This window comes from Bacillus cereus group sp. RP43, from assembly GCF_040459645.1.
Lineage (GTDB): Bacteria > Bacillota > Bacilli > Bacillales > Bacillaceae_G > Bacillus_A > Bacillus_A mycoides_C.
The window spans coordinates 1-25,400 of the sequence record NZ_JARVHQ010000003.1 but is presented as its reverse complement, the minus strand read 5'-3'; the positions used below and the strand labels follow the sequence as shown (position 1 = coordinate 25,400).

Sequence of the window (25,400 nt, the reverse complement as noted above, 5' to 3'; positions counted from 1 at the left end):
AAAAGAAGCAACATTTTTCCCAAGTCGCGTACCTATCTTACTAACAAAATCAGCTAAAACCGCTGTTATATCAGGTGATTTAAGATATTTAATAAAAAACAATCCATATATTACATAAAAATTCTTTCCCAAGTCGCGTACCCATTTTTCCGAAAAAGAAGCAACATCTTTCCCAAGTTGCGTACCTAAACTTTATTTAAATACCTATAAAGTATTGATATTAAAGGATTTTCCTTTTTCTCGATAAGTAGCATCATACAAAAAAAAAGCAACAATCCTTCCCATGTCGCGTACCAAAAAAAAAATTAAACTTTTTCCAAATACCTTGTGGCTCTAAGGCTCATAAGGTGTTGCTTTTTTAAAAATTCTCTCTTAAAGGGCACGTTTTTACAAAATTCGTTTTGATATAATCAAAGTTGGAATATTTTATAGTCTTTTGGCATATATTTCTGAATTTGTAGAACGGAGGTGAAAAAGATGGGGAAATCATTTATTATTCAAAATCAGCGTAGCTTAAATGGAGAAACAACAAATGCAGTTTTAGTAACACTAAAATCTTGGCAAAAGTTTGTGGAAACATTTGAGGAGAAATACTACAGCTATAAAGATACATATTTAGAAGATATTCTGCAGCACATGACATACGAAGAACGTATTGCGGATGTAGAAGGCTTTGTCGAACAAGCTAAACCATCTTTTTCACGTCGAGCAATGTCTGCACTTGCAGAGAAAACAGGACGAAAACATAAATTATATGGTATTACGAATGCTGATCTTGAAGTATTCTTGTATCTACATAAAAAGTGCTTTACAAATGGTGTCATTCCTAATGTAACAATACATATGATGTGGGAAGATTACAAGCAATATAAAGAAGAATTCGCTTTTATTCAGCACTCACAATTCTATATCGCTCTAAAGAAATTAAGCTTACATAACATAATCACTATCGAAAATGGCGTAGATGGCCGATATACAATTAAACTCACTCATTTTATGAATGAGGAAACAGAAAAGGCAAATCCATATGTATATATTAGTCCTGTTGTATTTACAAAGGCGTTCTTTAAGCTATCTGTAGCAGCTAAAAAGCTGTTTTTAGACATTGCTATGCAACAACATACAGAAACAACGTTAAAGCGTTCTTTGGACAAGCAGGATGAAAGAGGCAACAAAACTCACTTTGGCGGGATGTATCGTTTCTTACATAAAAAATATCCGCATCAGATTCGTGCGGTTATCGAAGAATTAACAACTGCATTACCGTGTACGGGGAGTCCCCTATTCAAAATTTGCAAAATGCAAAAAGGTGTAAAGCATACAAAACGATATACAACATTATATCTATCTATCCATTCGGACTTCTTATGTACGAAAGAATCTGGGGAAGAGCAACACAGGGATCCATTTACACCAAAAGCTACATATGCTCGTAAAGCGAAATTTATTGAATCAGTCCTACAAGAGATGAATATCGGTGAACTGTCTGCAGACATGAATAAATTCATTCATGTTTTAAAACATACTTGTCATCGTCAAATTCGTAGTGTGATTCGTGGACTTCGTGACATGGTTGATCGAAAAGAAGGATATCCAACGAAAATTGTATATACATTGAAAAAATTATTACATCAAACATCTCAATATCAAATTCTTGATACTGCAGCGAAAGAAGGTATCTACCCTCTTATTGCGCAACATATACCAAAAGAGAGAAATAGTGACCGTGAACAAGCTGTCTTTAATTTCGGCCTACATTATTCCATGTACTCTCTTCGCAACATTAAGAAGATGTTTAAAAATGTACATGCACTACTGAAACAGAAGTTTGCGGTACCAGTGACTGAAGAGTCTTATCACCGTAATTACCTAAAATACCAGGAAGAAACGTTATTTAGAAAATATGCATATGATCAGGGAGTAAATCTCCATGCATATATCGCTTTAGAAATTGAAATGCGTGAAAAATTAAAAGTTCGTGGCCATAAAGAACGCACGATTCCAAGTGATGTACGTGAATGGTTTATCGAGGCAATTGATAAGCTGCCACAAGAAAAACTTCGTGTTATTGAGCTACCAAAACAGTTTAATTTACTAGAGTTTATGCGTACCTTCGAACGTTTAGTACGTGCTGGTGTAACAATAACAGCACCAGATCAGGTGCTAACCGCAATGGAAATACAAAAATAGCAACTAGCTCTCTATTTTTGAAAAAATCGAAAGTAGAGGGCTATTCGTGTTTGTTTCATTGACGCCCCTTTTCTACTACTCTATTAATAAATACTAAATCAGAAGGACTTCATGTATAATGGAGTCTTTTTTTATACACTTCTATACAAATCCTCTTCTACCTATAGAAAAATCTCCACACTACACATCGAATATTCTACAAGTGTAGTAATACATCCGAATTTATATCTACAAAAAATCAGAAGGAAATTTATAAAAATAGTGGATATGAGGACAAATACGATCAAATGTGAATAATATTTTCCCAATACTCTTGAGAATACTAGTGTTGTTCGATTCATCTAATAAAAATCAACAATAATAATGTGAGTTATGTGTAAATACTGAATAATGTTAACAAATAGCAGCATAACCTGAACAACTTGTGGATAATTGGACGCTAAATACTGCTCCATTTACCAAAATAAAGAAAATAAGCCCTATTTACATGGTTGAATAAATATAATGTGATTTGTATCATTTTCTTTCCGATTTCATGTAGAAACATATAATTTCCTTTCTGCTTTTTTGTAGAATTGAAAGTCTAATAATCATTGAATCTACGGATACATTTTCTGCTATTTATGATTTTTTACGTTCTAACATCAAATTTCGCCTTGCAGGAGTAAGTCATTTCACTATTTTTGATAACCTATATAAGTTATATCTTTATTTCTTTTTAATATATAAGATATATATTTATAATAGATTTTATTATTACTAGTATGCTTATTAATAAGATGTCAGACCTAATTGAAAATATTTATTAATTCAGTTATAATAATGGTAATTAAACATATCATTACCCACATAAAAAAGGACAAACCTACGTATCCCTACCAGGACGAGGTTTGTCCTTTTTTCATTTTATAATCAATTAATAATTGGAGGATTAAACATGGTCGTACTAAAGAATACAACTAATATAGCAATAAATGAATATAACAAAATTAGATTTTTCAAAGGAGTTTTTTGGGGATTATTATTTGTATTCCCTTTTTGGAGTATTATGATAGCCTTATTCATTTGGCTTTGTAAATAATAATCAACATATCAAAAATGCAAAGGGTTGTTTGTCCGTTTGCGTTTTTGATATGACAGCAACCGTGCGTAGCAGAGGGCGGTTGCAGGTCTTTCACCTATTTTCTGTTATAATATATCCAAAGAAGTTAGGTGATTATAATGAACGAGACAATTAGCTTAGAAGAAACCTTAGAAGCTTTTTCTGCTTATTTGAATGAAAAAGGCTGAAAACATTCTACGATACAACGTTATGCATATGATATTAAAGATTTTTATAGATGGTTAGAAGTAAATGAGATACTTTTTCATATCAAATCATGGAGTGATCTATCTGAAGAAGATTATCAGGATTATTTCTCTGAGTTAGAAAACAAGCGTAAATATTCTCAGAAAACAAGCCACAGAATATGGGTGGTTTTAAAGAAGTTGCACATGTTTTTAGGGATAGTTAGCCCGTTAGATGGTATCCAGCTCGCTTTAATTCCAGATCAATCACTAAGTGACAGTGATTTTATTACCGAAGCGGAAGAAAAGCTTTTAAAACACACTGTACTATCGACAAAGGGATTAACAGAAAGACAAGCTAAATATCGTCCTCTAATTATGGATAGAAACGCTTGTATAATTAATTTAATAGTAAACTACGGTTTATCCTTGCAAGAGCTTGTATCGCTTAATATGAGCCATATACAGTTCGCTAGTAATACTTTAATTGTTCCAGGGGAAAATGGTATGACTAGATCTATCTCTTTAACGGAAGATGATACAAAACGACTATATAAATATTATAAAACGATTCCGGAACCAGTAAGGCCTCGACAATATACAGATAATCCTTTGTTCATAGCATTTGATTTTAATCGGGGGACATATCGATGGGTGTACGAAAATGATGCACCAAAGGCTTTGTCTGAGGTTGCTATACAAAAAATGATACGACTTGAAGTGAAACGAGCAGAATTAAATAAGCGTTTTTCTGCACAGCAGATGAGGAACACATTTATTCTCCGGCTTATTAAGCAAGGAATAAATGAAGATGAATTGGTAAGTAGAATGGGATTCAAAATTAAGTATATTATACATGGGTTTCTATTCTCCTTGCTATCACATAGTTATTTTTATATTGATCTCTTGTTTCCCAACGTTCTGCAATTCCTGATAACAGTCGTATATCTGCTTAAAATCTTGTAAGAATTCATCGTCAGAGATACTATGAAATCCTTTGAAGTTCTTTCTACACCAATATAAGAGGTCTGATTCATCCTTAGCTAAAAAAGAATCCGGTTTTAAATGAATCAAAGCCTCTGCTAAACAAGCCAGAAGCAATGGTATCATTTCGGAATCATGCTATGATAAACCCAGTACAGATACAACGGCATAATTCTTATAGTGATAGTATTTAAGAACACCATTGCACATGTTCGTTGGTGTTAACGTATGTTGTAATTGAGTGGAATCTAGTTGATACACTCTCATATTGTCCCCTCCTATACCACTACTCACCAATTGGTGCAGCCTTCATAAAAGCTTTTTGAGCTTGGAAAATGATATAGTGATTCGATACGGTTCCTTCATCAAAGATTTCGTTGACGAATTGTGCAACAGTCATGGCAGCGAATTTATTTGTAATAACACGCTGTGGTTCTGAAGCAGCTAGTTCGGAACAACTTAATTGACTCGGGGCCTTTTCTTTCTTCGTATAAGCGTCTGGAAATAAGTCGCCAAGTGGAGAAAGAATGACCTCGCCATTCAGTTTAATCCTACATACTGCTTGGCCGTTATAACCACTAGTTTTATAATCCGCTATTTGTTGAGGTGTCCAATGTCTTTTATCTACTTCTCTCCAATTATCAGGAACCGTTACAGCTGTATTCCCTACATCGATGTAAATGAGATTATCAGATTGATGGAAGACTTCACGAGAAAACATATTATCTACTGCTCCAATCACAATTGGCAGGTATAAGTAGTCGTCTTTATGTTGTTTTTTTAATAAATCATACTTATTACCAAACAACTGCTGCATTGTTCCTGTGTCTTCTATGTACTGTGATATATAGGAAGAGATAGGAACGTTATAGCCAGCACCTCCGCTTTGTATTTACCAACATCAGGTCGAATAAAGAGTTGATTTCCAAGGTTCTTGGTTTCAATTATGTCTGGATCTGCAACTACAATTTCTCCATCTAATTGGAAAATACTCATCATTTGGGCAATGTGTTGTAAAATTAAGCCTCCGTTTCCTCCAGCACCTACTAATACAATATGCGGTACAATCTTCTTTCCTTCTGCAATATCAATAACAATACTTATTTTTATATCCCCCTAATTTTCTTTTGATTGTGTATTCTCTAAATTTCGTAGAAATGGAATTGATAAATTTGTAATCCTATGCACGGTATACAAGTCAAATGAATGCATCAATAGTATCGATGCAGCATGAACGACTCCTTTCTCTTGCACAATGGATACAGCATATTGAAGTAAATTCACCTGCTCAATAAGTGTATGTACGTATACTTGATGCGCGTTTAAATCAATATAGGTATCATTCTCCTGTCCTTCTAGTGCTTCATATATGTGATTCATCTCTAACTTGCACATAAATTGAAATAGCTCATAGTCATGATGTGTTTCCTCTACTACTTGTTTACTCTTTGTAAGAAGTAACATTTCACCATTTTATCAAGACCTTTTTTTAGAATTATAGCCATAGGACTGTCTCTAGCATTGTACATATGTATATGTACAATGCATTTCTCATAAATAACGCACGTCAAATTCCCCCTGAATACGATATTTTCCATATTGGAATAAAAAATAACCTTTATGTCAAGTTTGAATTTTCCAAGACAGAGTTTGTCTGTATGCTATTTAACTAGAAGATCTATCTTTATGACCGCATAGATTATATCGTGATTAATTTTTTATAAGGAAAGTGTAAATATTGAAAAACTGTGAAAATAATCATTTCAAGCATTTTCCCTGTGCATTCCCTATACCGGAAGCTGGACCTACTCAGTCACCAGCACGGAGAAGCTGTTTGCCATGTAAATGATATGAATATACTAAAACTTACTATTAGTACAAAATATGGATCCAAATAAGTGATAAAAAACAATTGATATTGTATACAATGTGCACTAAAATTGTATATGAAATATATGAAGAGATTACCTATCTCAAGTTCCAAAAAAGTGCTTCAAAAATTAAGAACGAAACAAGCATTAGTGTCAGTTTTTGTTCTATTACTACACACACCCGAAATATTGATGGTACGCCGAAATAGTATATTTAGTTAGGAGACAGTAAATGAAACGACACTTAGTACAATTAGATTCATTGCGAGGTATGGCTGCTATGACAGTAGTTTTTGGTCATCTGCTATATATTTATCCATATTTTGAACCAAACACAAGTAAAAGTATGGATTATTTTTGGTTGAATATAGTTAAATATAGTCCGTTACATATTATTTTTGATGGACATGCGGCAGTCATTTTATTTTTTGTGTTAAGTGGTTTTGTACTAGCTTTACCATATTATCGAGAGAACTTCCGATTACAATATATTCCATATGTTGTAAGGCGTTTTTTCAGAATATACGTTCCTTATATTATAACATTAATTTTTGCTTCCTTATTAGCATCCCCTTTTATTGGTAATTCATTGCAAGGTGGTAGTAATTTTGTTACACGTATATGGAGTACGGAAATAGGCATACAAGACATCTTAAATCACATTTTTCTCATTGGAAGTTATGATACCAAGCAACTCAATCCTGTTATTTGGTCACTTATTCATGAAATGAGAATTTCTATAATTTTCCCCTTCATTATGATGGTTGTATTACGATTTAATTGGAAAAATGTAATTTGTTTTGCGGGATTTCTTTCAATTATTAGTTTAATTTTGTTGCATATTCCAATTCTGTCTATTGGCGGAGTAACAAGTTTAGGTTTTACAATTCATTATATTGGAATCTTTATGATAGGAGCTTTATTGGCTAAATACTATCAAATTATTATTCAATGGTTAAAAGAGAAAAATACATTATTTAAAGGATTTCTTTTATTACTAGCTGTTTGCCTGTATTCATATAGTTTTCTGTTTTACAATGTTTCTTTAGCTCATATTTTTATTATTGATGATTGGTTTACAGTTATAGGGGCGGTACTATTCATTAGTATCAGTTTAGCTTCTATAAGATTAACTAATATATTAAAATGGAAACCTATTCATTATATAGGGGAAATTTCATATAGTCTTTATTTAGTACATCTTCCAATTATTCTATTTACGGTACATTTATTAGATGATTTGATACCAACCAGTTCTATTTTATTATTAAGTTTTATAGTTTCATTAGTATTTGCAAGTCTTTCCTACTATTTTATTGAAATCCCATCAACCAAAACAGGTGCGAAAATTGCTGGGAAAATAAAGAAAGGAGAAAAGTAATGAAAATAAATCGTCACACCCACATATGAAAAGGGATGTGACGATTTATTTCCAAGCTTTCTATACTGATTACATATATGGGGTAGCGAGACAGTTCATACTCTATTTGATACAAACAAATAAGTGGATTTTTTGTAATTTAGTAAAACTCGTTCTACTAAATAGTTTTCTTATGCTTGTATATTTTTTGATCTAATAAACCAGTTCGTTTTTTATCGCCTTTTCCGAATGAATAACTAATTCTGATGAAGAGAGATACAAAGGTTCTGTTGTCAATCAATTTGTAAAGCTTCGCTAATTCTATGACCTGTGATTATGCTCAATATACCCACTAAACTTAGGCGTTTGAATTCCCATTTCCATTTTTGCTACATTACTACACAGACCCCATGCCCATCAACTTAAGAACGAACACAAAATGAACTTTCGTTCAAACAGACTAAAAAACTCTTAAAATACTATTTATCCTTAAAACTGAGCATGCCAAATATACCTATTTAGGTACCATTTTAAAAATTATACAGCTTTCTTTTGTTTTCCAAAACGATTATACTCATAAACGACACCCATAATATCAAAGATAGTTTTCTTCTCATAACGATGAGATTTCCGTCCATTCTTCTGTAGGAGGTCGAACAAACGGATTAAAATCTTTGTTAAATCTTGGGTGCTTTTTTGTATTACTTGATATAACAGGGATAGATGATCTTGAATCATCCCAATGGCTTTGTGCTTTTGCAACAAAGGGTGGCGTATCTTAAACATCGTAGAAGAACAGATAAAAATGGTAATGAGCTTTCCATACACATGGCATTCTAATCTCTCTTGTTTGATAGTTTGCCAGTGATGAATTTGAAATAGAGATTTCCACGTTTTAAATATGATTTCGATCTGCCAGCGAAGGGAGTAAAAATCATGGATTTGTTCCATCGGAACCACCTCCCAAGGCGTATTCGTAATATATATGTTGATACCCGTTAATCGTTTACTCTTTTCTGAAAACGTAATCCCTTTTTTACTTTCGGTATAGCTTTGTTTTTTTCTGCGTTCTAGTATTTGTTCCTCTGTTAATCGGTAGATAATTACTCTTGTAAATAGTTTTTGGTTCTTGCCAATATACGCCTCTTTTATTTCATACGTTTGTCCTGATTTTAATGTGTGCATAATGTTCTCTAAATCCACTTGGATATACTGTGATTGTTTTTTGATTGTCCCATTTCGAAAGTATTCCGGAAACGGATTTTTCGTATAGACGGTATGGTTTAACTTAAGTCTTGATATATAGCACACGCCACGTTGATCCATCTGATCTAAGTCTTCCAATGAAAAATAGCCTAAATCACGAATACACAGATCCCTCGGCCGTAAGGTATCTAAGCAATTTGTTCCAAATGTTTTATCATTATTTTTTCCAGGCCCTACCTGGAAGTTTAAAAACTGTCCGCTGTGTAAGTCATATTCTAATTGAATCTTGATACCTGCTGTTTGTGCACAACCACCTGATCCAGGGTATACATGAGCTAAATGTTTCGGTACTTGGAAAATCGTCGCATCTAAAATACGAATTCGTTGAAAATACGTGAGTGCTGCACTTGAAATCGCTGATGTTTTACAAAGTTTACTTTTCCACAATGCAGAAAAAATATATTTCAAAAATTCAACAGCTTTTTTATCAAAGCGCTTATTGAGTCCTTCTGGACTCATAAGAGTGCCTGTGGCTGCGTGTAATTGACTGCATAGTCGAACGAGAGAATCACTCGCTGTACGTTGACTTACCCAGATACATATGGTAGCTAATTCATTTCCTGAAAACTTTCGTTTTCTTTTTACAAAACCTAATTTTTTTGCGAGTTCTTCCAAAAAAGAAGGGGTTAAATGACGATACAGCTCTTCAGAAAATAGTTGTAATTCATCTTGAATCGAAAGATTCATAAAAAATGTCACCCTTTCTAGCTAGATTTTTAGAAAGAATAACGTTTTTTGACACTTGGGGGTAGTGAAAATTCTTAAGTTGATGGGCATGTGATGTTCCCCCTAAGTAATAAAATAATCGCCTAAGGTGCTATACAATAACTCCGAACTTGAAGACAACACAAAAAGGGCTTCTTCAAGTCGATTAAAAATGTGTATAGCAAAATAAGCTATATATACACTAATCGGCTCAAAGAAGCCCTTTCATAAATGAAACAAGACGCAACTTGCTTCTACAACTCAACCACAACGCATAAGGTGTGGGAATAAACAGAATCAATTAAACAATAAATATAGTTTCATATTAATCTATTTTTATATGATATTCAATTGTTTTTGATTGAACGAAGATAAGAAGGGATTTTCTATGCAGCTGTTATATGTATTGAATAATAGTGCCCCTGTTTCCCCTGCTAAAAATCCCCTCTTATTTTCAGTTCTTGGTGTTAGTTCATGTACTGCATTTCAAAATAAAGTTTTTCTGGCTTTTGATTTTGGTCTAAATAACAAAGTATTTCTTGAATGGTTTCTTCTTCTACTTCCATACTTTCCATGTATGACATACTTTCGTTTTCTTGAACTTTTTTAAAAATGGAAGTAGGTAGTTTGTCTGCAGCAAACACTCCCATTTTACTTCCGAGCTTTTGTTCGGATGCAGCGTTGTAGAAAATTTCGTTAACAATTACCTCATTATCATCTGGATCGTACATGTACCCTCTTTGTATACGTAGCAATGTAGTGCTCCTTTCTTATGTATTCCTCCAATAAAATAATTATATTTGTATATATTGCTGTTTTATTGGAGGTGTCAAAGAATATTATTTCGTAAAATCCGCACTTTGTATAGAGTTATATGCAAGTGAGTGGTAAATTTATTAATCTTGTGTATGCAATAAATATTATCCACTACTAATTGTACATAACTTATGAACTTATCTTTTTATATATTACATATAAAGAATATTTAGTTTAAACCATATTGTTATTTGTATATTTTTTCAAAGGAATACGAATAATTCTAGAGAGATTATAAGGAAGGTGAACCGAATCTATGAACAATTTTTTATATAATAAAGATAATTTGAATACTGAAATGTTAAATAAGGCGCGCTATTGTAAAAAGCAATGGAGATTAGGTATATAATTATGCCTAATTCAGGATTTTCCAACCATTCCTCTTTGAATTCACTTGTTTGGACCAAGAAAAGCTTGATAAATTTTTCGGATTTTCAGAATGAGCCGTCGTTCGATTGGGGATTCGATCTTGAAATACCGTATGAGATGCTTGGTGTTTTTTCTCGTCATATAAATACAGCAGCACCTATCAGTAAGTTGCCGTTATATGGATTAGCGCACTTCAAGTTCTGTGATGAAAACCAGGAGCAACTTGGAAGACTAAAGGATAAGGTAGAGAAAAAACTGCCGACGGTACCTCTGGGTGTTGTAGGAACAGATCATGTTGGATATGCATCTTTTGATCTTACCCCACTAAGGCAAATCCAATTGGTACAAAGGCTTAAGCAGGTCCTCGATGAAGAGAACCTTATTGGAAATGATAAACCAAGGTTGACTATTCAACTGGGACAGCTTCAAGTCATGCCATACAAGGATCAATTATTTGCCTTTGATGCAATAGTTGAAGGAGACCTTGGACCGGATTTCATCTCCCTTCGTATGGATCTTGATGAAAGTCAGCTCGCCAATAGAGCCGAATGGTCACCCATGCCTTCAATGCAGACACCTGGTATCAGGGATTGGAGACTATCGCCTGGTTCGTTTTCTATGGCCAGCACCTTACTTATTGGTGAAGATGGCTGTGAAACCTTGTTGCCGAGCAATCTTGCTACTCGATTAATCCGCTTTCAGCAAATTGTTCGCTCCTCAAAAACTACATATGCTAAAAAGAGTGATAAAAGTGAGACGAACATTATCCCTGGTCTTGGAATTGGATTTAACGGTATGGTGCGTCTTGGATACGTCATTCAATTCCAGACAGAGTGGTTTCCGCTAGGGCATTCTTTGGGACAGATTGCATATAGTGTACCACTTGCGCCAGGTGAGAAAACACATATTGCAATAGTGGATTGGTCTCGACGTGATGTTGCTAAACGGACGGAACAGACCTCTGAATCTGAAGATCTCGATCATGCCACTTACCGAGATCGTAGTCTTAGTGAAGCGGTCAACATGCTGGTACGCGAAAGTCAAAAAGGTTCTTCTTTTATGGCGGGTGGTTCGCTTAGTGCTGGAGCTGGAATACCAATTGGCCCTGTAAGTTTAGGTTTAGGAATTGCTAGTGGTATTGGTGGTACTTCTAGCAAATCAGAAGGTATGCGATCGCTTATATCGGATACGACCCAGAACATTGGTGATGCTTTTCACCAAGCATCAAGTGTTGCTCGAGAACTTACATCTACCGTAGTTGTTCAAGGGCAACAGGCTGAATCTGCAACAGCTAAGACACGAGTTATTGCTAATTATAATCATAGTCATGCACTTACTATTCTTTACTATGAGGTGTTGCAGCACCAAAGGTTGGTAACACGTGCAACGTCTGTACGCCCCGTGCTTATGCTTAAGCAGAAGATTAAAGAATTCAGTTTTGATGGAGAGGAAGTATATGTACTCGAGAATTATCGTGATGTGATTGCCGCGAATTTGCTTGATGAAAGCCTCAAGCCATGTCTATCAGTTTTAGAAAAGCGTGTCTGCTTGCAAGTAAAAGCTGATTATGAAAATGCGAAAGTAGAAAAGAAACCTTTACACATGTTAGAGGAGTTTTCAATTGACTTTATCACAGGGATAAACGGACCTGCGAAAGATGTTCATGTGACGATAAAGCTAAAAAATGGTCCAACAGTGATATGTGATGTTGTAGACGTGCAATTAGCAGCGCATCATTTAGGCGTTACTTTTCAAGATGCTGTAAGTTCAATACAAATTCCTCCCAATGCTGGTACCACCATTAAGTTTAGACCTAGAAACTATCACCTGCGATGGACGAATGTTCAAGCAATTGAGATTTACCAAGGACCAATGAGTTATGATAATTATCCTTCGGTGCATCCATATGATTGGGACTTAAAAGAGATTCATGTAAAGACAGTGAATGCTAATGATACTTGGAATATGTACGATAGCTCTAACCACATTAAAATCAGCTATCTGGGGCAACCTGTGAGATTTGAAGTGGTTCCTTACGAGGAGGTTGTCACTTTCGATCCAGAGGAACATTTATCTGAGGAAGAGCGCTGTTGTCTTAATCGTTTGCTTAGACATCTTAATACACACGGTGCTCACTATTGGCGAGCAATTTGGTTAGCAGAAATTGAGTCTGATCGTGCCATTCGTCTCGATAGTTGGAAAATTAATAACCTTAATTTGTTTGATATTGTGGAAAATCGTGTTCTTGATGTGGTTGGAGATGAGATAGTCATGCCAATGACTACAGCTGCGATGGATGTTAAGGAGATTGAATTATTTGAACGTGCATTCGGAGGAAGTAAAGGTCTACTGCAAGCACCGATATTGAATGAATACGTAGAGCAGCTGCTTACGATACCCGCACGGGGAGTATTTGCTGAGGCAAAGCTAGGTCATTGTAACGCTTCGGAGATTATAGATCCGAGTCGGTTCTGGGATTGGCAGAACTCTCCCATACCTGATAGCCCTCCTGCAATTCTTCCGACAAGTACAGGAGATAAGGCTCAGGATATAACGAAAGAAACTGTACCGACACCGTTCCCTGCAAATCTTGTTAATATTGTAAATCCGCAGGGGTTGCCTGATCCGACAGGACTTTCCGTTGCTGGAGGTGTTCTTTCATCACTAGGTCCATTTCGTGATATGTCTGGAATCAAAGAGTTGGGCACATATCTCCAAAATCTCTCAAATAATGCGAACCAGCTTGCTGGTCAGGGATTAAAAAATGCACAAACGGCAGGTCTCATGAATACGATCCGTAGTGCAAAGGAACTGACACCTGAGCAACGTGCGATACTTATGAGTGAGTTACTAACAGGGCAAGTGAAAATGGCAAATGCGCCTCCTACTGCCTCCGGGATTGTACCAACACCGAGTACACCAACACCGAGTACACCAACACCGAGTACACCAACACCGAGTACACCAACACCGAGTGCACCAACACCGGTACCGCCAGCACCAAAAGAGAATCAAAAAAAGCAGGCAGAACGTGCATCGGAAACATCACCTAATAATAAAAAGGTTAACTTTATGTTTCAGTTTGACACAAATGATGTGATGTTGGGAGAATGGGAAGTGACGTTAATTTCGGACGAAACGGTATTAGAAAATAAAGGGAAAGTGATAAATGATCTTAATAAGGTGTCTGGTGTAAAGGTAGGTAACAGAGTGTCAATGTTAGTACCTAAGGGTTTTGGAGTAAAAGATGATGTTTTGGTGCATATCAATGCAGTTTCAATGGGAATTCCAGAAGTACTGTCGTCAACTGAAGCGAAATGGAAGGTACAATCATGGAAGTATCCACGTACTTTTCAAGCTGTAATTCCAAGGGATAAGTTTGCCAAGACCCTTACGTTTAAAGTTATTCAAGAAACAGAAACGATAACAATTACTACTACTCAGAGTAAAACAGAAGCTTCGCGTGTGCACGTTAATGGAGACACCAAAGGAATCGATGTTCAACCTGAACTAGATTTAGGTAACAAATTCATAGGTGAGTTTAAAATTACTGCAAAGGGTACTTATGGTTGGAAGTCTGAGGACACAGATACAGAATCGAATAATTCTGAATCAAAACAAGTTGTGTTTACTGCTCGTCGCATGAAGGATACAGCACCAACTATTACCCCTTTACTTTAGTAATTGGTTCTACTTTCCGCATGAAAAAGAAAAGTTAATTATGTTAATCTTAAGTAAACGATAATAACTCCAAAATATACAATAAAAGTTGATTTTGGAGTTATTTTGTATTTTATTTTTTAACAATCTACTTTTAGAGGATAAATTTCTTTTCTACGGTTTGAATTTACTTCTGTCTTTTTGCAGAAAACCGACATTTTCAACAATAGAAAGCTTCGTAATTAAAATTGTTCTACATTAACCAAAGGATATATAATGCAAAAGGCTACACTGTCTCCATATTCTGATAGAAAAGATTATATGATTTTTTGTTTATCAAAGCGTGCAATTTCAAATAGCAATTCATTATTTTGTTGGTTTAAAAACCGGATGTTTTTATGAAGAGAAACACAAGTAAATTAATTAGTGAGACCTAAATATTTTTATCTAAATATTGCAATATAATTTAAAATATTTCAATCATAGTTTCAAAAAACAACAAGCCACCCTTTAAAAGAAATCAATAGCTTGTAAGGGTGGCTTAGTTTGTTGTGAATAGCTTTGTATTTAATTGTTTAATCTCCCCTTCTGCAAGGGGCTGGTAAAATGCATGTTGTAATCCTTGTATGTGCAAGGTTTCTCCTATACATAACAATACTTTACCAGGAATTAAATCGAGTAGTAGTTCATTATTAATTTGCTTTGCTTGTTTTTCAGTAGAAACATAAATAACTAGGATTGTAGGGTTATTCCCTAAATCTTTTATGATAACATCCTTACCTGACTCTACGAACTCTCTCCATCTAGCGATAATTCGTTTTAAGCGATCCTTTTTATCTGTTAATAAGGTGGAGTATACAACAAAATTAAACTCTTGATTTACTCCGCCCTGCACAGCAAAACTTAAAGGAGGGGTAAAAACCCCTTTACTAATAGATGGATGTAAAATATGCCCTATAAAGGATGGAGCATAGCGCAGGTGGCAAAGTAGGTCTATATCATGCCAATAACGTAGATGAACATATTTACCGTGATTATCAAGACGCTCTGGAGCAAAGAAGAACATATTTCCTTGCCAGTATTTTAATAGCTTATAACCATTATCGGATAACGTATATGTTTCTTCAAAGATCTCCATTTCAAAACTTTCCACTTGCCATTTTTCAATCAGACGATAGTAAAGTAATCCTTGAAGTGCATCATTTATTTTCTTACGTGAATATTTATCTTTGAATAAATATAATAAATGATTAAATCGAACAGATGTGTGAACACCAATGAAAGTGAGTATGGCACACTGTTCCTCTGTTAAACGCTGCTTAAACTTAACCAATTCCTCATAAGAATGGAATACATAGGTTTTATCCAGTTCATGTATTCGATATATTTGAAGTCCCTGTACATCCTCACTTGATAAATGAGGAATAGATGGGATATAAGTAGACAATTGTTTCTCTATTGTACGCATAGTCATCCATTAAAATTGGTAAATTGACGAATTAGATTTTTTACTTTGCCCTTGCGGATAATTTAGGATACGCACAGTTCCTTTTCTATTTTTGGCATCGATATTAAGCAGCTCGCATGTAACAATCGTTTGGTTTATTGCATCTTCCGCAGTTGGGTTAGCAAGATTACGGCTCTTTAGTCCTTTAAATTGAATACCTGGCGCAACTTCTACGAAAATACCAGCGATTGCATCTACCCCTACTATTTTACCTACAAAGCGGTCACGGCGTTTCTTTAGTTCTAATAGTTTTTCCATTGGATCTGTTTCTAGTTTCTTTTTATTTCCTCTAAATTCATAACGACCATTCTTTTCTACTACTTTATCGATGATTAGCTCTACAACATCACCAATTTCAATATCATCCGGACGTACAAATGAATGTGACCATTGGGAATACCTTACCCCTACCGTTACACCATAAACTTCAACTAAAACAGTTTGTGCAGATGGAATATGACCCGAAACAGTTCCTGTGTACACTTTACTTCCCTCTTGTGCTGTTACTTCTTCATTAAATCTTTTTTGAAGTGCCAATTCTCCTGCTGTGATAGATACAACGGCAAAGTTACCTTCTTCAGTTTTCTGGAAGTGTTCAATAATAGCAGGCTTTGTCGTACCTACTAGCCATTGAGGGTTTTTAGGAATATTTATCCCCGCCTCTGTAATTGGACAATATGCTGTTGTATGGGTACCAATTTGCATTGTAAGCACCTGTATACGTTCAGATGTTCCATTTTTAGTCGGGAATAGCTTTTCGGATACGACTGTAATCAAACCTTTTCCTACAATACGTTCACGTTTCATACGAGCCAATTCTTCTAACTCATGCTCACGTACTCTCTCGAATTGATTGGAATTTATTTCTACTGGTTTGTTATCTGGTGCGTTCTTAGGTTCAAAAACCATTCCAAGTCCTTCTACAGTTTGAGAGTTTGTTTTACCTTCTGCCATTACATTTTCCTCCTAGAACGTAAAAAGGGACACACCTGTACCGTTGGAATGGTACGTAAGGTGTGTCCTTCACGTAAAATATGTTTTATTTATATAGTTGTTAATTTAAATATAATGGTATTTAAACTTAAATGCAAGATTAATTTTCAACTCATAACATTATTTAAAATCTGTCCAATATCGCCCAGATTTTTCATCTACTTGGATAGTAGCAGTAGAAAATTATTCGTTTGCTAAAAAATATCAATCAAAGAAATCATCCAATGCCTTACTCATTACGTTAGATATTTTTTTCTTTGGCTGTTCATTTTGGTTAAGTAGCGACTGCGTAGTACGATTCTTATTTTTTTGTTGAGCTTTTAAACGCTCTTGGCGTTCTTTATAACTCATACGCTTATATTCATGCTGTTCTTCGTTATCTTCAGTGTTTTCTACAATGTTTTTTTCTAAGTTTTGATGAACAGTGATACTAATGGATTCATAAACCTTCGCAACCTCTTTATCAAGCTTATTTTCTACGGTAGGATTAACCGTTTCTGTAACTGGAATCGCATTAATTTCTATATGTGTTGCTGCTTCCCCTTCCCCTGTTATTGTAATTGGAAGTCCATCTGCAGGGAGATCTTGTAGAGATGGTTCGGTCTCATCGGGAATCTCTGAATGAATTATGGAATCATTATCCCACTCTTGTTCTATCATAGTAATAGATAATTCTTTGTTCAGTTCTGCTACCTCCATGTTTATTTCATGGCATTCTTCCATATGAGGTAATTCTATATCTATGACTTCCTCAATATCTTCTTCCGCGACTGTATCTGTTATTTCAGGAATTACACTTTCTATTGGTATCTCTTCTACTACCAGCATTTCGCAATTTTGTTGTAAGGCATCTATTAATCTCGATGCACGTGTATAACTTATTTTAAATGTTTCCTGCAGTACAGAGATAGAAGTGGTTCCTGATTCTTTTACAGAAGCTAAAACAGCATCATATAGAATATCTTTAAAGAAACCTGTCCCCTCTTGCGCGGCTTCTTTGTCTTCGCCTGGAATGGCTACTTTTTGTGAAATAGTATTCTCTGAATTTGTATCAGATGAATAAGTAGTATTAATATCCAAGTCCTCTGCTAATATTGGCATACTACTATCGTTTGAAATTAAAACTTTACGAGGGCCATTCCCTGCGTAAGAACTTACAACTAGATTTTGCTCTAACTTCTCGATAATTCGTGCAGCCTTCATATAGCTAATCCTGAATTTTCTTTGCAGAAGGGCTGGCGAGACTTGTTGTGATTCGGTAACAAATGCTTTAATGTCTTCGTACAATTTATTTTCAGCCTCTTCTTCATCAACCTCTGCTTGCTGGCTTCCAACTGCAGAGTCATTAGATAAGGTTACACTTTCGGATTTATGTTCCCTATAATTCTCTAATGATACAATGTGTTGTTGCTCACCCTGTAATTCTATTGGGTTATCCTGCTCCATTTTCTCATCTTGCATAGGTGGTAATGGTTCAATTTTTTTCATATTCTCTGCATCTACATGCTTCATAGGATTTGCTTTTTCGATAGATTCATTAATAAGGAGAAGACGTTCATTCTCCCAATATCGTCCTGTTTCTATATCTACCTTAGTAATCGCTTGGGCGAATTCTTCTTTTGGTACAAAGTTACTTGTAATTTGTTGTACGGGTTGCACATGATTATCTTGTACAATACGAGCAGCACAAATGAATGCACCTTGTGCCATGATGTCTCCTGGTGTCATTACCAAATCTTTTGTTTTTTGATAAGTTGATCCTAAACGACTAACAGGGTTCTCTTGCATAGGAGAAATACCTTGTTCAGATTCAGACTCTTTAAATTCCTCTTTCTCACCAAACATGTCAGAGAAAATTTTCGCATCATATGGCGTTACATCTCCAAATATCATTTTGTTACGAAATGAGCCAAGCAAGGTAAACATGTATTGCTCTGTGAAGTCGAGAGCTAATTGAGATAGTGTTTGGCTGGCAATTGTTAGAATTACTTTATATTTACGAGATTGTGCAGGGAATTCTTTAAACGGCCGCACAACATAATCCGGAAACTCATCGACAATAATGTGATGGTAAGGTGGGACGTTCGGCTCCCTACGGAATACAGCATTCTGCATACTTAGCAAGACAAATTTTCCTAATACATTGGAAAGATCCGCTAATTCTCCCTTTGCAGTATTGACTAACAAAATTCCACCTTGCTCCAAATGTACATCAAAATCAAAATCTGATTTCCCAAATAAAACACGTCGTATTAAAACGTTTGAAGCTAAATCTTTTAGGATATTACGCAAACCCTTTACATATTCTTCTTCTCTGTCATAATGCATCGGTTGGCCGCGATATTTCCCTGATTTATAAACGGCTGGTTCCCCTTGAAAGTCCATTTTTTCGCAAATAGTATTATCAAACCATTCATCAATTCCTTTTATAATCTTATACTCGTTCTTTTGATCACGTGAAGCAGCTCCACTTTGAACAAAATCATATAACTTTTCCACCTGTACTTTTAATAGTTTATGCATACGATGGACACGTTCTACATCATCATACATCTCAATTAAATCGTCGAAGGTGACCTCTTTTTGTGGGTTGTGCAGTTTTAATAAATAGATATGTTGTTTAAGGTGGTTACGCTGTGCTTGTTCAAAGAATGCATTGTTGGATTCAGATAAACCTTGAATAACCATTGCGAAAACCTCTGCTACTTTATCAACTGGTCCACGCAGAATATTTATATTTTTTGTATCAGGATTCGTTGGGTCTATATAGTAAACCGAGCTTTCAGGAATCTTATGTGCTTGTACTAACTTAAATACCTTTTGACATAAATCATTACTCGGCTCAATAACAGTGATACCATTTAGAAATGTTCCTTTTACTTCTTCTGTATCATAATCCTTCTTTTTAAAGACATTTTTGAACTTATTGATAAAGCGTGCCATCCAATGTAAATCTTGATTAATCATGGGAATAATTAAACTAGATGTTTTACCAGAACCAATGGGACCAATAATAATACAATTTAGCGTTCTGTCTTTCCCCTTAATACGGACCATCTCTTTATGTTCAAGATGAGGACCAATTTCTACATCAGGATATATTTGTTTTTCTTGGCTGTTAAACCATTTTTGTAACTTGTGGTTTTTGTATTCATATTTTTGTACCCACTTTAAAATTTCTTCTCGGTAACGAACAATATGGCCGCTATACCAAAGTGTAAACAAAATCATAAATACAGTTGGTAAAAATACAAAAATCATATTGATTGTGTGGAAATTTCCTGTTAAGACATGACCTACTGCCTCATACTCACCAAAATTAACATGCTTTGATTTATCCGTAAGATAAGGAATAACCTTTGCATGGATCGGGGCAGTTGCAAACCATAAAAATTGGATATCAACTGCAAAGTGAGAAGCAATTAGAATTACCAGCTTCCCGTTTTTCACATGTAATGCAGGAATACGGCTGTAAAACCTAAAGCTGAATTCTCCTAATAGTAAAGAAACGAACATTAAAATTAGCGGTATATATGTAATTTCTATAGGATAAGACGGTGGTTCGAATGCATAGTAGAGTAGCTTCATGTAGTTTACTAAACCGAATCCAAACGAAAGAATAAATCCGCTAATTAAGGCGATTGTAGTAAATAACGGTAATCGTTGTTTAAATGTCTCCATAAAAGCGCACCTACTTCTTACAGAAACAATTGCGCTTTATGTTGGAATGTAAAACGATCTTGAAACTCTGGCTTAACTTGTTCCTTAGATTTTTCTAGAAAGAATTTCGCTGCATCTTCAGTTTGTTTTAAATATAAATCAATACTATCTCGTTCACAGAGTTGGTCGTATTCTTCTTGAGAAAGCACCGCAATATTTACCTCTATTTTTTTATTCGTTGCCGTTTCAATTATTACATCGTACCAATAGAAATTCGGTTTTCCTGGGATTTGGATATCTTGTAGAGAAACACTAAACGTTGCTCCCTCTTCTGTAATATGTGTAAGGACTAGTTCTGGATTTTTAAACGCCTCTCTTGCAGAGAGCACTCCCCCATTAGTTGTTGTTGTAAATGGTAAATTCATTGTCTTTTTCCACCTTTCTCCATATAAAAAAGGCAAGCGACACCCACTGTAAAAACAGCGTGTGTCGCTTGCCTTAATTTCATATGTTCTGATTTGATTGTTGTTTTGATTATATGTTCAAACGTTATTCTAACACCTAAGATTAAGAAAATCAATAAAATAATATAGTGTTATATAAAAAATAATAGATTAATATAACTCAACAAGTTTACGTCTTTTCGGATGATTGTTGTTTGCTGTACGTACCATGATCTGTTCATCCGTGTCTATATTGATACATTCATTTTGGATGGATAGCAGTAGTACGTTTTCATAGGTGTCCATCAAAAGAATATCTCTAGTTTTTTCACGTTTAGGATAGATAACTACAAGTGGAACGCCTTCATCTCCCTCTCTTCTTGAAAACATGACATCATCTAATCTAGCTATCATTCGGTAATCATTTTCATTTCCAAAAATAAAGAAGAAATCTTGGATAACATCTTTATCTCTCCTATACGTTCGTCGAAGGCCACCATCTATCAGTTCTTTAAACGTTTGCACCTTCTCAACAAATGCATAACGCCAATCGGCATCTCCTACTGTACGTTGAGATAAAGGTAATAGAATATCTTGCTCGAAATTTTGGTTGTCATCTTTTCCAAGAATGATATCTGCAATAACATCTCCAGCATCTTTCATTGAGCAAATGTGTACATTTAGATTTGGCAGATTCATTAACAGTTCATGATACTCCCTCATAGAAAATAAGAAGTTTTTCATACGTACGTATGGTGGTTCGGCATCTTCTGCAAGGAACATAGATTTGTCGTACAGAACAAAAACAACCCTTACACTTTCATTCGTTTTTTGTGCATATTCTACGTATTTCCCTACTTTTTCAACTAAGGTAGCATTGGTCTCTTTACACATATCCATTTCAATATAAATATTTTTATCTTGATATGAAATGTGTTCATCTGGAACCAGCGCTAAACCTGCATCTTCAATTTTTGTTTTTTTCAGTTTTTGATGATATGACCGAATATCTAGCTCATTTAATATTTTGTTCGTATTGGTCTTTTTCGACACTTCTAAAAGCGTACGTACTAATACTTCTCGTGAACAAAGTGTATGCAATGAGTTTGAATGAGAATATCTACGTTTTGAAGTTCCTTCAGGAAGCTTCCCTATTTCCTGAAGGAAATCAACTATTCTTTCTTTTAAGGAGAATGTCGCACGTTTGGTTATACTATCATCTCTTTTATCAATTTTTTTTGTTAGGATAGCACCATATTGTGAGTAACGATTAAGTTTTGTAAACACACTAGCTTCGGAAAAATCCCTACCTTCAAACGCGCTATATAGTTGAGTAATTTGTCGTGTAGTAAGGTACCTTTTGTAATATAAAACTGTGAATACAAATATGTCAGCCTCTTTTAAATGGAATGATTTTTTCGCGCCATTACTTTTATATTTATACGTTTTATTGTTCATTACATACAACTCCAAAATATGAATTTGTTCTCATGCCATAACTATCATTTCTATATATCTTATTACAGCAAAATTTGGTTGTAAATTATGAAAAATTTAAATTGAATTTGAGCTAATATAGATACTAAAACTCGTACGCTGAAGTTTGGATCAATTCTCCTTCTAAAAATCCACTAAAAACATTGATTTATATAGCTTTATCACTCTTTTAAAATTGTTAGGACAGAGTACAGGTTTTACTCTAACATTTTTTTGGAGGGTAAAGTAAAGATACAAAATTGTTAGGACGTCCTAACAAAATAAGTGATGATAGATAAAAAGGTTTAGAGGTTACAATTATTCAAGAATTATAACGGATTTTTGAATGGAAGAATTAATGTCATTAACGATCGAAATAGAAAAAGACCGACAAAAATTATATTTGTCGGTCTTTTGTTTAGAATGATAATTTCTTTTTTGCTGGCTGTGAATCGGCGGCTACTTCTACTTCAGGTTCAGCACCAAAATTCAATTTTTTCTTTTTAGGTTTTTCTTCTTGTACTGAATCATCAAATGCAAAAAGTTTATTTAAAACAGCATTTGATTTCTTAGAATTAGCTTGCTCACGTTCTTCTTTAATTCTCGTAATTTCATCAATAATATCACTCACACGTTTTGGTAATGGTAGCCCTGCAACAACTGAATAGAATTTAACTATATCCTCTTCTTTTTTTGTTGTATGTTTATTTACATATGGAGCTATAGGACGTTCATCTACGTATGGAGTTCTTTCTTTTAAGAAGTTTTCCATCTGGTTAAGGAATGAGAAATTGTATAATCGACTCGCTCGTAGCGGCGATGTAACAATAGATAGTGCGCTCTTTTTAGCACTTTCTAGCTCTTCTCTTTCTGTATCGTATAAAACCCCTTTTTCTAGTGCGTTCCCTAATTGAGTCAAGTAACCTAGTGGGTTTTCAGTGTCTAATTGATTTGATTTTAGCTCTAGTTTTGCTAATGATAAAACGCCTGGTGTATTAATTACCTGAGCAAATTCACTTGCATCAAAATGTGTATCTGAAAACGGTGTAAATGATGAAGTAACTAAGTTAATCTCATGTAATGCATCAGCAATATATTTGTTACTATAGCTAGTATATTCGTTTGCTAATGCACTTGGGTTTTCCTCTTCAAATTTTCTATATAGTTTAGCATTATCTATTAATACAATTGAACCGAAAGCTTCTTGGTTCATAGCAATGCTACGAATACGTGAAGTTGCATTTTCTAATACTTTTAAAGCCTCAGCATCACGAGGTAAAGTTAGTAACAATCCAAAATTGTAATCATTTTCATATAACATCTCGATTGCCTTTAAAAGAGCTCCAGTTCCTGTTCCACCACCAAGGCCACAAGTAATCCAGATAAAGTCACGATCTTCAAACTCTTGTTTAACTGCTTCAAAAATCATTGCTCCATGTTTTACAAATGCTTCCTCACCAACCTGTGGGTTACGAGCTGCACCTTGTTCATATCCTTCTAACTGAATTTTACGGACATTCCCTGTGTTTTTAATCTCAATTTTATTAAAATCTTGGCTATTTGTATTAACTAGAATCGCTCGATAAGGGTATTTATTGTTTTTAATCTGTGTTTCTTTATTTGCACACTCCGCTGCGATTGCGCATCCTCCCATACCTAGTCCTAAGAATCCAAATTTCAAGCTAATATTTCCTTGGCTTTCGATTTCTGAAAAATTGCCTGCCATATGTATATCCTCCCTCAAATATATATTTTAGTTGTTTTTCTCAACTCGTTTTTCTAGTTCTTTGATTAAAACATTACCTAGATTTGTTACTTCGTAAACTCGAACGCGCCCAAATGGTTTGAAAGATATCAACCCTGCCCCCTCAAGTCGTGCAGTCATAATATCCAAAGAATATCGCGATGGAAGTATCTTTTTTCCTTCATAATCCTTTGCATTCTCTATTTGATATTCTTTATGATACTGGTTGATACAATCCCATAGCTTTTCTTTGTGCATTGCACCTTCAGCGTATAGTACACGTAGAGCCCAAATTCCGTCATTTAAATTCTCACAGAGTACATCAATAATTTCATTGCTACTCATTGATATATTAGACACTAATTTCACACCACCTTTAATAAAAAGTAAAATTTATGTATAGATATAAAAAGCAATATCAATATTACGGAATTTAATCCCGTGATAAACGCCGTAGATACTTCGGGATATACTTCCGAAGTATGAGATGTATTAACTATAATACATCTCAAATATTTTATCAAGAACCTTTTAATATCAAGTGTTTAAATACTTCCGAAATATAACCCGTAATTATTACCGTAATGATTACGGGTTATATTTACGTATTTATTTCGATAATTAATCCCGCTATTTGTACCTAATAACCATCGGATGCAACTGAAAATATGTATAAACTCATTGATATATGAGTAGATTTATTTCCGCTATGACGAGATGGTTTTGTACATATTGAGGAATTAATCACGCTCATCCAACTAATCACCGCTCAACAAGACAGGCATTTTTGATACATAACCCAATAAATGAGCAATGAATGGTTGAGTGATCAGGCGCAAAAAAACATGAAATTTTACGTAATTGGAAAAGGTGTCCTTTTAGTTTCTATAGAATTTCTATATAATGTACTATAGGACAGGCAACATATAGTTAGGTGGTGAGCAAATGATTGATGAACAGTTAAGCGATGGTTATTATCGTGTATCTGAAGTAGCAACCATGCTTGATATACCCGAAAGTACTCTTCGCAGATGGTTGAATGATTTTGATGAGTACTTGAACATTAAAA

13 protein-coding genes and 4 pseudogenes are annotated in these 25,400 nt (G+C 34.7%); 5 read left to right on the top strand and 12 right to left on the bottom strand.

Going from position 1 to position 25,400, the window contains the following annotated elements:
• Positions 1 to 477: 477 nt before the first annotated feature.
• Both QCI75_RS29035 and QCI75_RS29030 read left to right on the top strand, forming a co-directional pair.
• Complete coding sequence (locus QCI75_RS29035) at positions 478 to 2,190, top strand: hypothetical protein (protein ID WP_353761991.1); 1,713 nt, start codon at positions 478 to 480, stop codon at positions 2,188 to 2,190.
• A gap of 1,221 nt (positions 2,191 to 3,411) precedes the next feature.
• Positions 3,412 to 4,443, top strand: a pseudogene (locus QCI75_RS29030) (tyrosine-type recombinase/integrase).
• On the opposite strand, the pseudogene QCI75_RS29025 reads toward QCI75_RS29030, so the two are convergent.
• From QCI75_RS29025 to QCI75_RS29015, 3 genes and pseudogenes are all read right to left on the bottom strand, one after another.
• Positions 4,357 to 4,728 (bottom strand): annotated as a pseudogene (locus tag QCI75_RS29025) (hypothetical protein). The pseudogenes QCI75_RS29030 and QCI75_RS29025 overlap by 87 nt on opposite strands.
• A 19-nt stretch (positions 4,729 to 4,747) precedes the next feature.
• Positions 4,748 to 5,565: pseudogene (locus QCI75_RS29020) on the bottom strand (ThiF family adenylyltransferase).
• A gap of 12 nt (positions 5,566 to 5,577) precedes the next feature.
• On the bottom strand, positions 5,578 to 5,925 hold the full coding sequence (locus QCI75_RS29015) for a hypothetical protein (RefSeq protein WP_353761990.1): 348 nt from the start codon (positions 5,923 to 5,925) through the stop codon (positions 5,578 to 5,580).
• 639 nt (positions 5,926 to 6,564) lie between these two features.
• Between QCI75_RS29015 and QCI75_RS29010 the strand changes: the two genes are divergently transcribed.
• Positions 6,565 to 7,713 carry an acyltransferase family protein gene (locus tag QCI75_RS29010; RefSeq protein WP_353761989.1) on the top strand — a complete coding sequence of 383 codons (1,149 nt, stop codon included), beginning with the start codon at positions 6,565 to 6,567 and terminating at the stop codon, positions 7,711 to 7,713.
• 516 nt (positions 7,714 to 8,229) lie between these two features.
• On the opposite strand, the gene QCI75_RS29005 is transcribed toward QCI75_RS29010, so the two are convergent.
• Together QCI75_RS29005 and QCI75_RS29000 are read right to left on the bottom strand one after the other, a co-directional pair.
• Positions 8,230 to 9,645 carry an IS4 family transposase gene (locus tag QCI75_RS29005; protein ID WP_353761987.1) on the bottom strand — a complete coding sequence of 472 codons (1,416 nt, stop codon included), beginning with the start codon at positions 9,643 to 9,645 and terminating at the stop codon, positions 8,230 to 8,232.
• 485 nt (positions 9,646 to 10,130) lie between these two features.
• Positions 10,131 to 10,394: a hypothetical protein gene (locus tag QCI75_RS29000; protein ID WP_033713578.1), complete on the bottom strand. Its 264-nt coding sequence runs from the start codon at positions 10,392 to 10,394 to the stop codon at positions 10,131 to 10,133.
• A 1,117-nt stretch (positions 10,395 to 11,511) separates the two neighbouring features.
• On the opposite strand from QCI75_RS29000, the gene QCI75_RS28995 reads away from it, so the two are divergent.
• Positions 11,512 to 14,529, top strand: coding sequence for a hypothetical protein (locus tag QCI75_RS28995; protein ID WP_353761986.1), 3,018 nt, complete (start codon positions 11,512 to 11,514; stop codon positions 14,527 to 14,529).
• 520 nt (positions 14,530 to 15,049) lie between these two features.
• Here QCI75_RS28995 and QCI75_RS28990 read toward each other — a convergent pair.
• The 7 genes and pseudogenes from QCI75_RS28990 to QCI75_RS28960 all read right to left on the bottom strand — a co-directional run bounded on the left by QCI75_RS28990 (position 15,050) and on the right by QCI75_RS28960 (position 24,676).
• Entirely contained in the window at positions 15,050 to 15,976 is a 927-nt protein-coding gene (locus tag QCI75_RS28990) for a hypothetical protein (RefSeq protein ID WP_353762173.1), read from the bottom strand.
• 9 nt (positions 15,977 to 15,985) lie between these two features.
• The gene (locus QCI75_RS28985; RefSeq protein WP_353761985.1) at positions 15,986 to 16,969 is read right to left on the bottom strand and encodes an RNA-binding protein; all 984 of its coding nucleotides are present in this window, start codon (positions 16,967 to 16,969) and stop codon (positions 15,986 to 15,988) included.
• 243 nt (positions 16,970 to 17,212) lie between these two features.
• A complete protein-coding gene (locus QCI75_RS28980; protein ID WP_353761984.1) occupies positions 17,213 to 20,689 on the bottom strand; it encodes a DNA translocase FtsK in 3,477 nt (1,158 codons plus the stop codon).
• A 17-nt stretch (positions 20,690 to 20,706) separates the two neighbouring features.
• A pseudogene (locus QCI75_RS28975) lies at positions 20,707 to 21,176 on the bottom strand (hypothetical protein).
• Positions 21,177 to 21,282: 106 nt separating this feature from the next.
• A complete protein-coding gene (locus tag QCI75_RS28970; protein ID WP_353761982.1) occupies positions 21,283 to 22,569 on the bottom strand; it encodes a replication-relaxation family protein in 1,287 nt (428 codons plus the stop codon).
• Positions 22,570 to 23,005: 436 nt separating this feature from the next.
• Positions 23,006 to 24,313: a plasmid replication protein RepX gene (repX, locus tag QCI75_RS28965; protein WP_353761981.1), complete on the bottom strand. Its 1,308-nt coding sequence runs from the start codon at positions 24,311 to 24,313 to the stop codon at positions 23,006 to 23,008.
• Positions 24,314 to 24,340: 27 nt separating this feature from the next.
• Positions 24,341 to 24,676, bottom strand: a complete 336-nt coding sequence (locus QCI75_RS28960) for a hypothetical protein (protein ID WP_033710312.1) — start codon at positions 24,674 to 24,676, stop codon at positions 24,341 to 24,343.
• A gap of 600 nt (positions 24,677 to 25,276) precedes the next feature.
• Here QCI75_RS28960 and QCI75_RS28955 point away from each other — a divergent pair.
• Positions 25,277 to 25,400, top strand: a 124-nt coding sequence (locus QCI75_RS28955) for a helix-turn-helix domain-containing protein (protein ID WP_353762171.1), incomplete at its 3' end; no start/stop codon positions are given.

Bases quoted from the DNA above. Each gene is read 5' to 3' on its own strand.
- QCI75_RS29035 (WP_353761991.1), top strand. From the start codon at position 478: ATGGGGAAATCATTTATTATTCAAAATCAGCGTAGCTTAAATGGAGAA.
- QCI75_RS29015 (WP_353761990.1), bottom strand. From the start codon at position 5,925: ATGTTACTTCTTACAAAGAGTAAACAAGTAGTAGAGGAAACACATCAT.
- QCI75_RS29010 (WP_353761989.1), top strand. From the start codon at position 6,565: ATGAAACGACACTTAGTACAATTAGATTCATTGCGAGGTATGGCTGCT.
- QCI75_RS29005 (WP_353761987.1), bottom strand. From the start codon at position 9,645: ATGAATCTTTCGATTCAAGATGAATTACAACTATTTTCTGAAGAGCTG.
- QCI75_RS29000 (WP_033713578.1), bottom strand. From the start codon at position 10,394: ATGTACGATCCAGATGATAATGAGGTAATTGTTAACGAAATTTTCTAC.
- QCI75_RS28990 (WP_353762173.1), bottom strand. From the start codon at position 15,976: ATGCGTACAATAGAGAAACAATTGTCTACTTATATCCCATCTATTCCT.
- QCI75_RS28985 (WP_353761985.1), bottom strand. From the start codon at position 16,969: ATGGCAGAAGGTAAAACAAACTCTCAAACTGTAGAAGGACTTGGAATG.
- QCI75_RS28980 (WP_353761984.1), bottom strand. From the start codon at position 20,689: ATGGAGACATTTAAACAACGATTACCGTTATTTACTACAATCGCCTTA.
- QCI75_RS28970 (WP_353761982.1), bottom strand. From the start codon at position 22,569: ATGAACAATAAAACGTATAAATATAAAAGTAATGGCGCGAAAAAATCA.
- repX (WP_353761981.1), bottom strand. From the start codon at position 24,313: ATGGCAGGCAATTTTTCAGAAATCGAAAGCCAAGGAAATATTAGCTTG.
- QCI75_RS28960 (WP_033710312.1), bottom strand. From the start codon at position 24,676: ATGAGTAGCAATGAAATTATTGATGTACTCTGTGAGAATTTAAATGAC.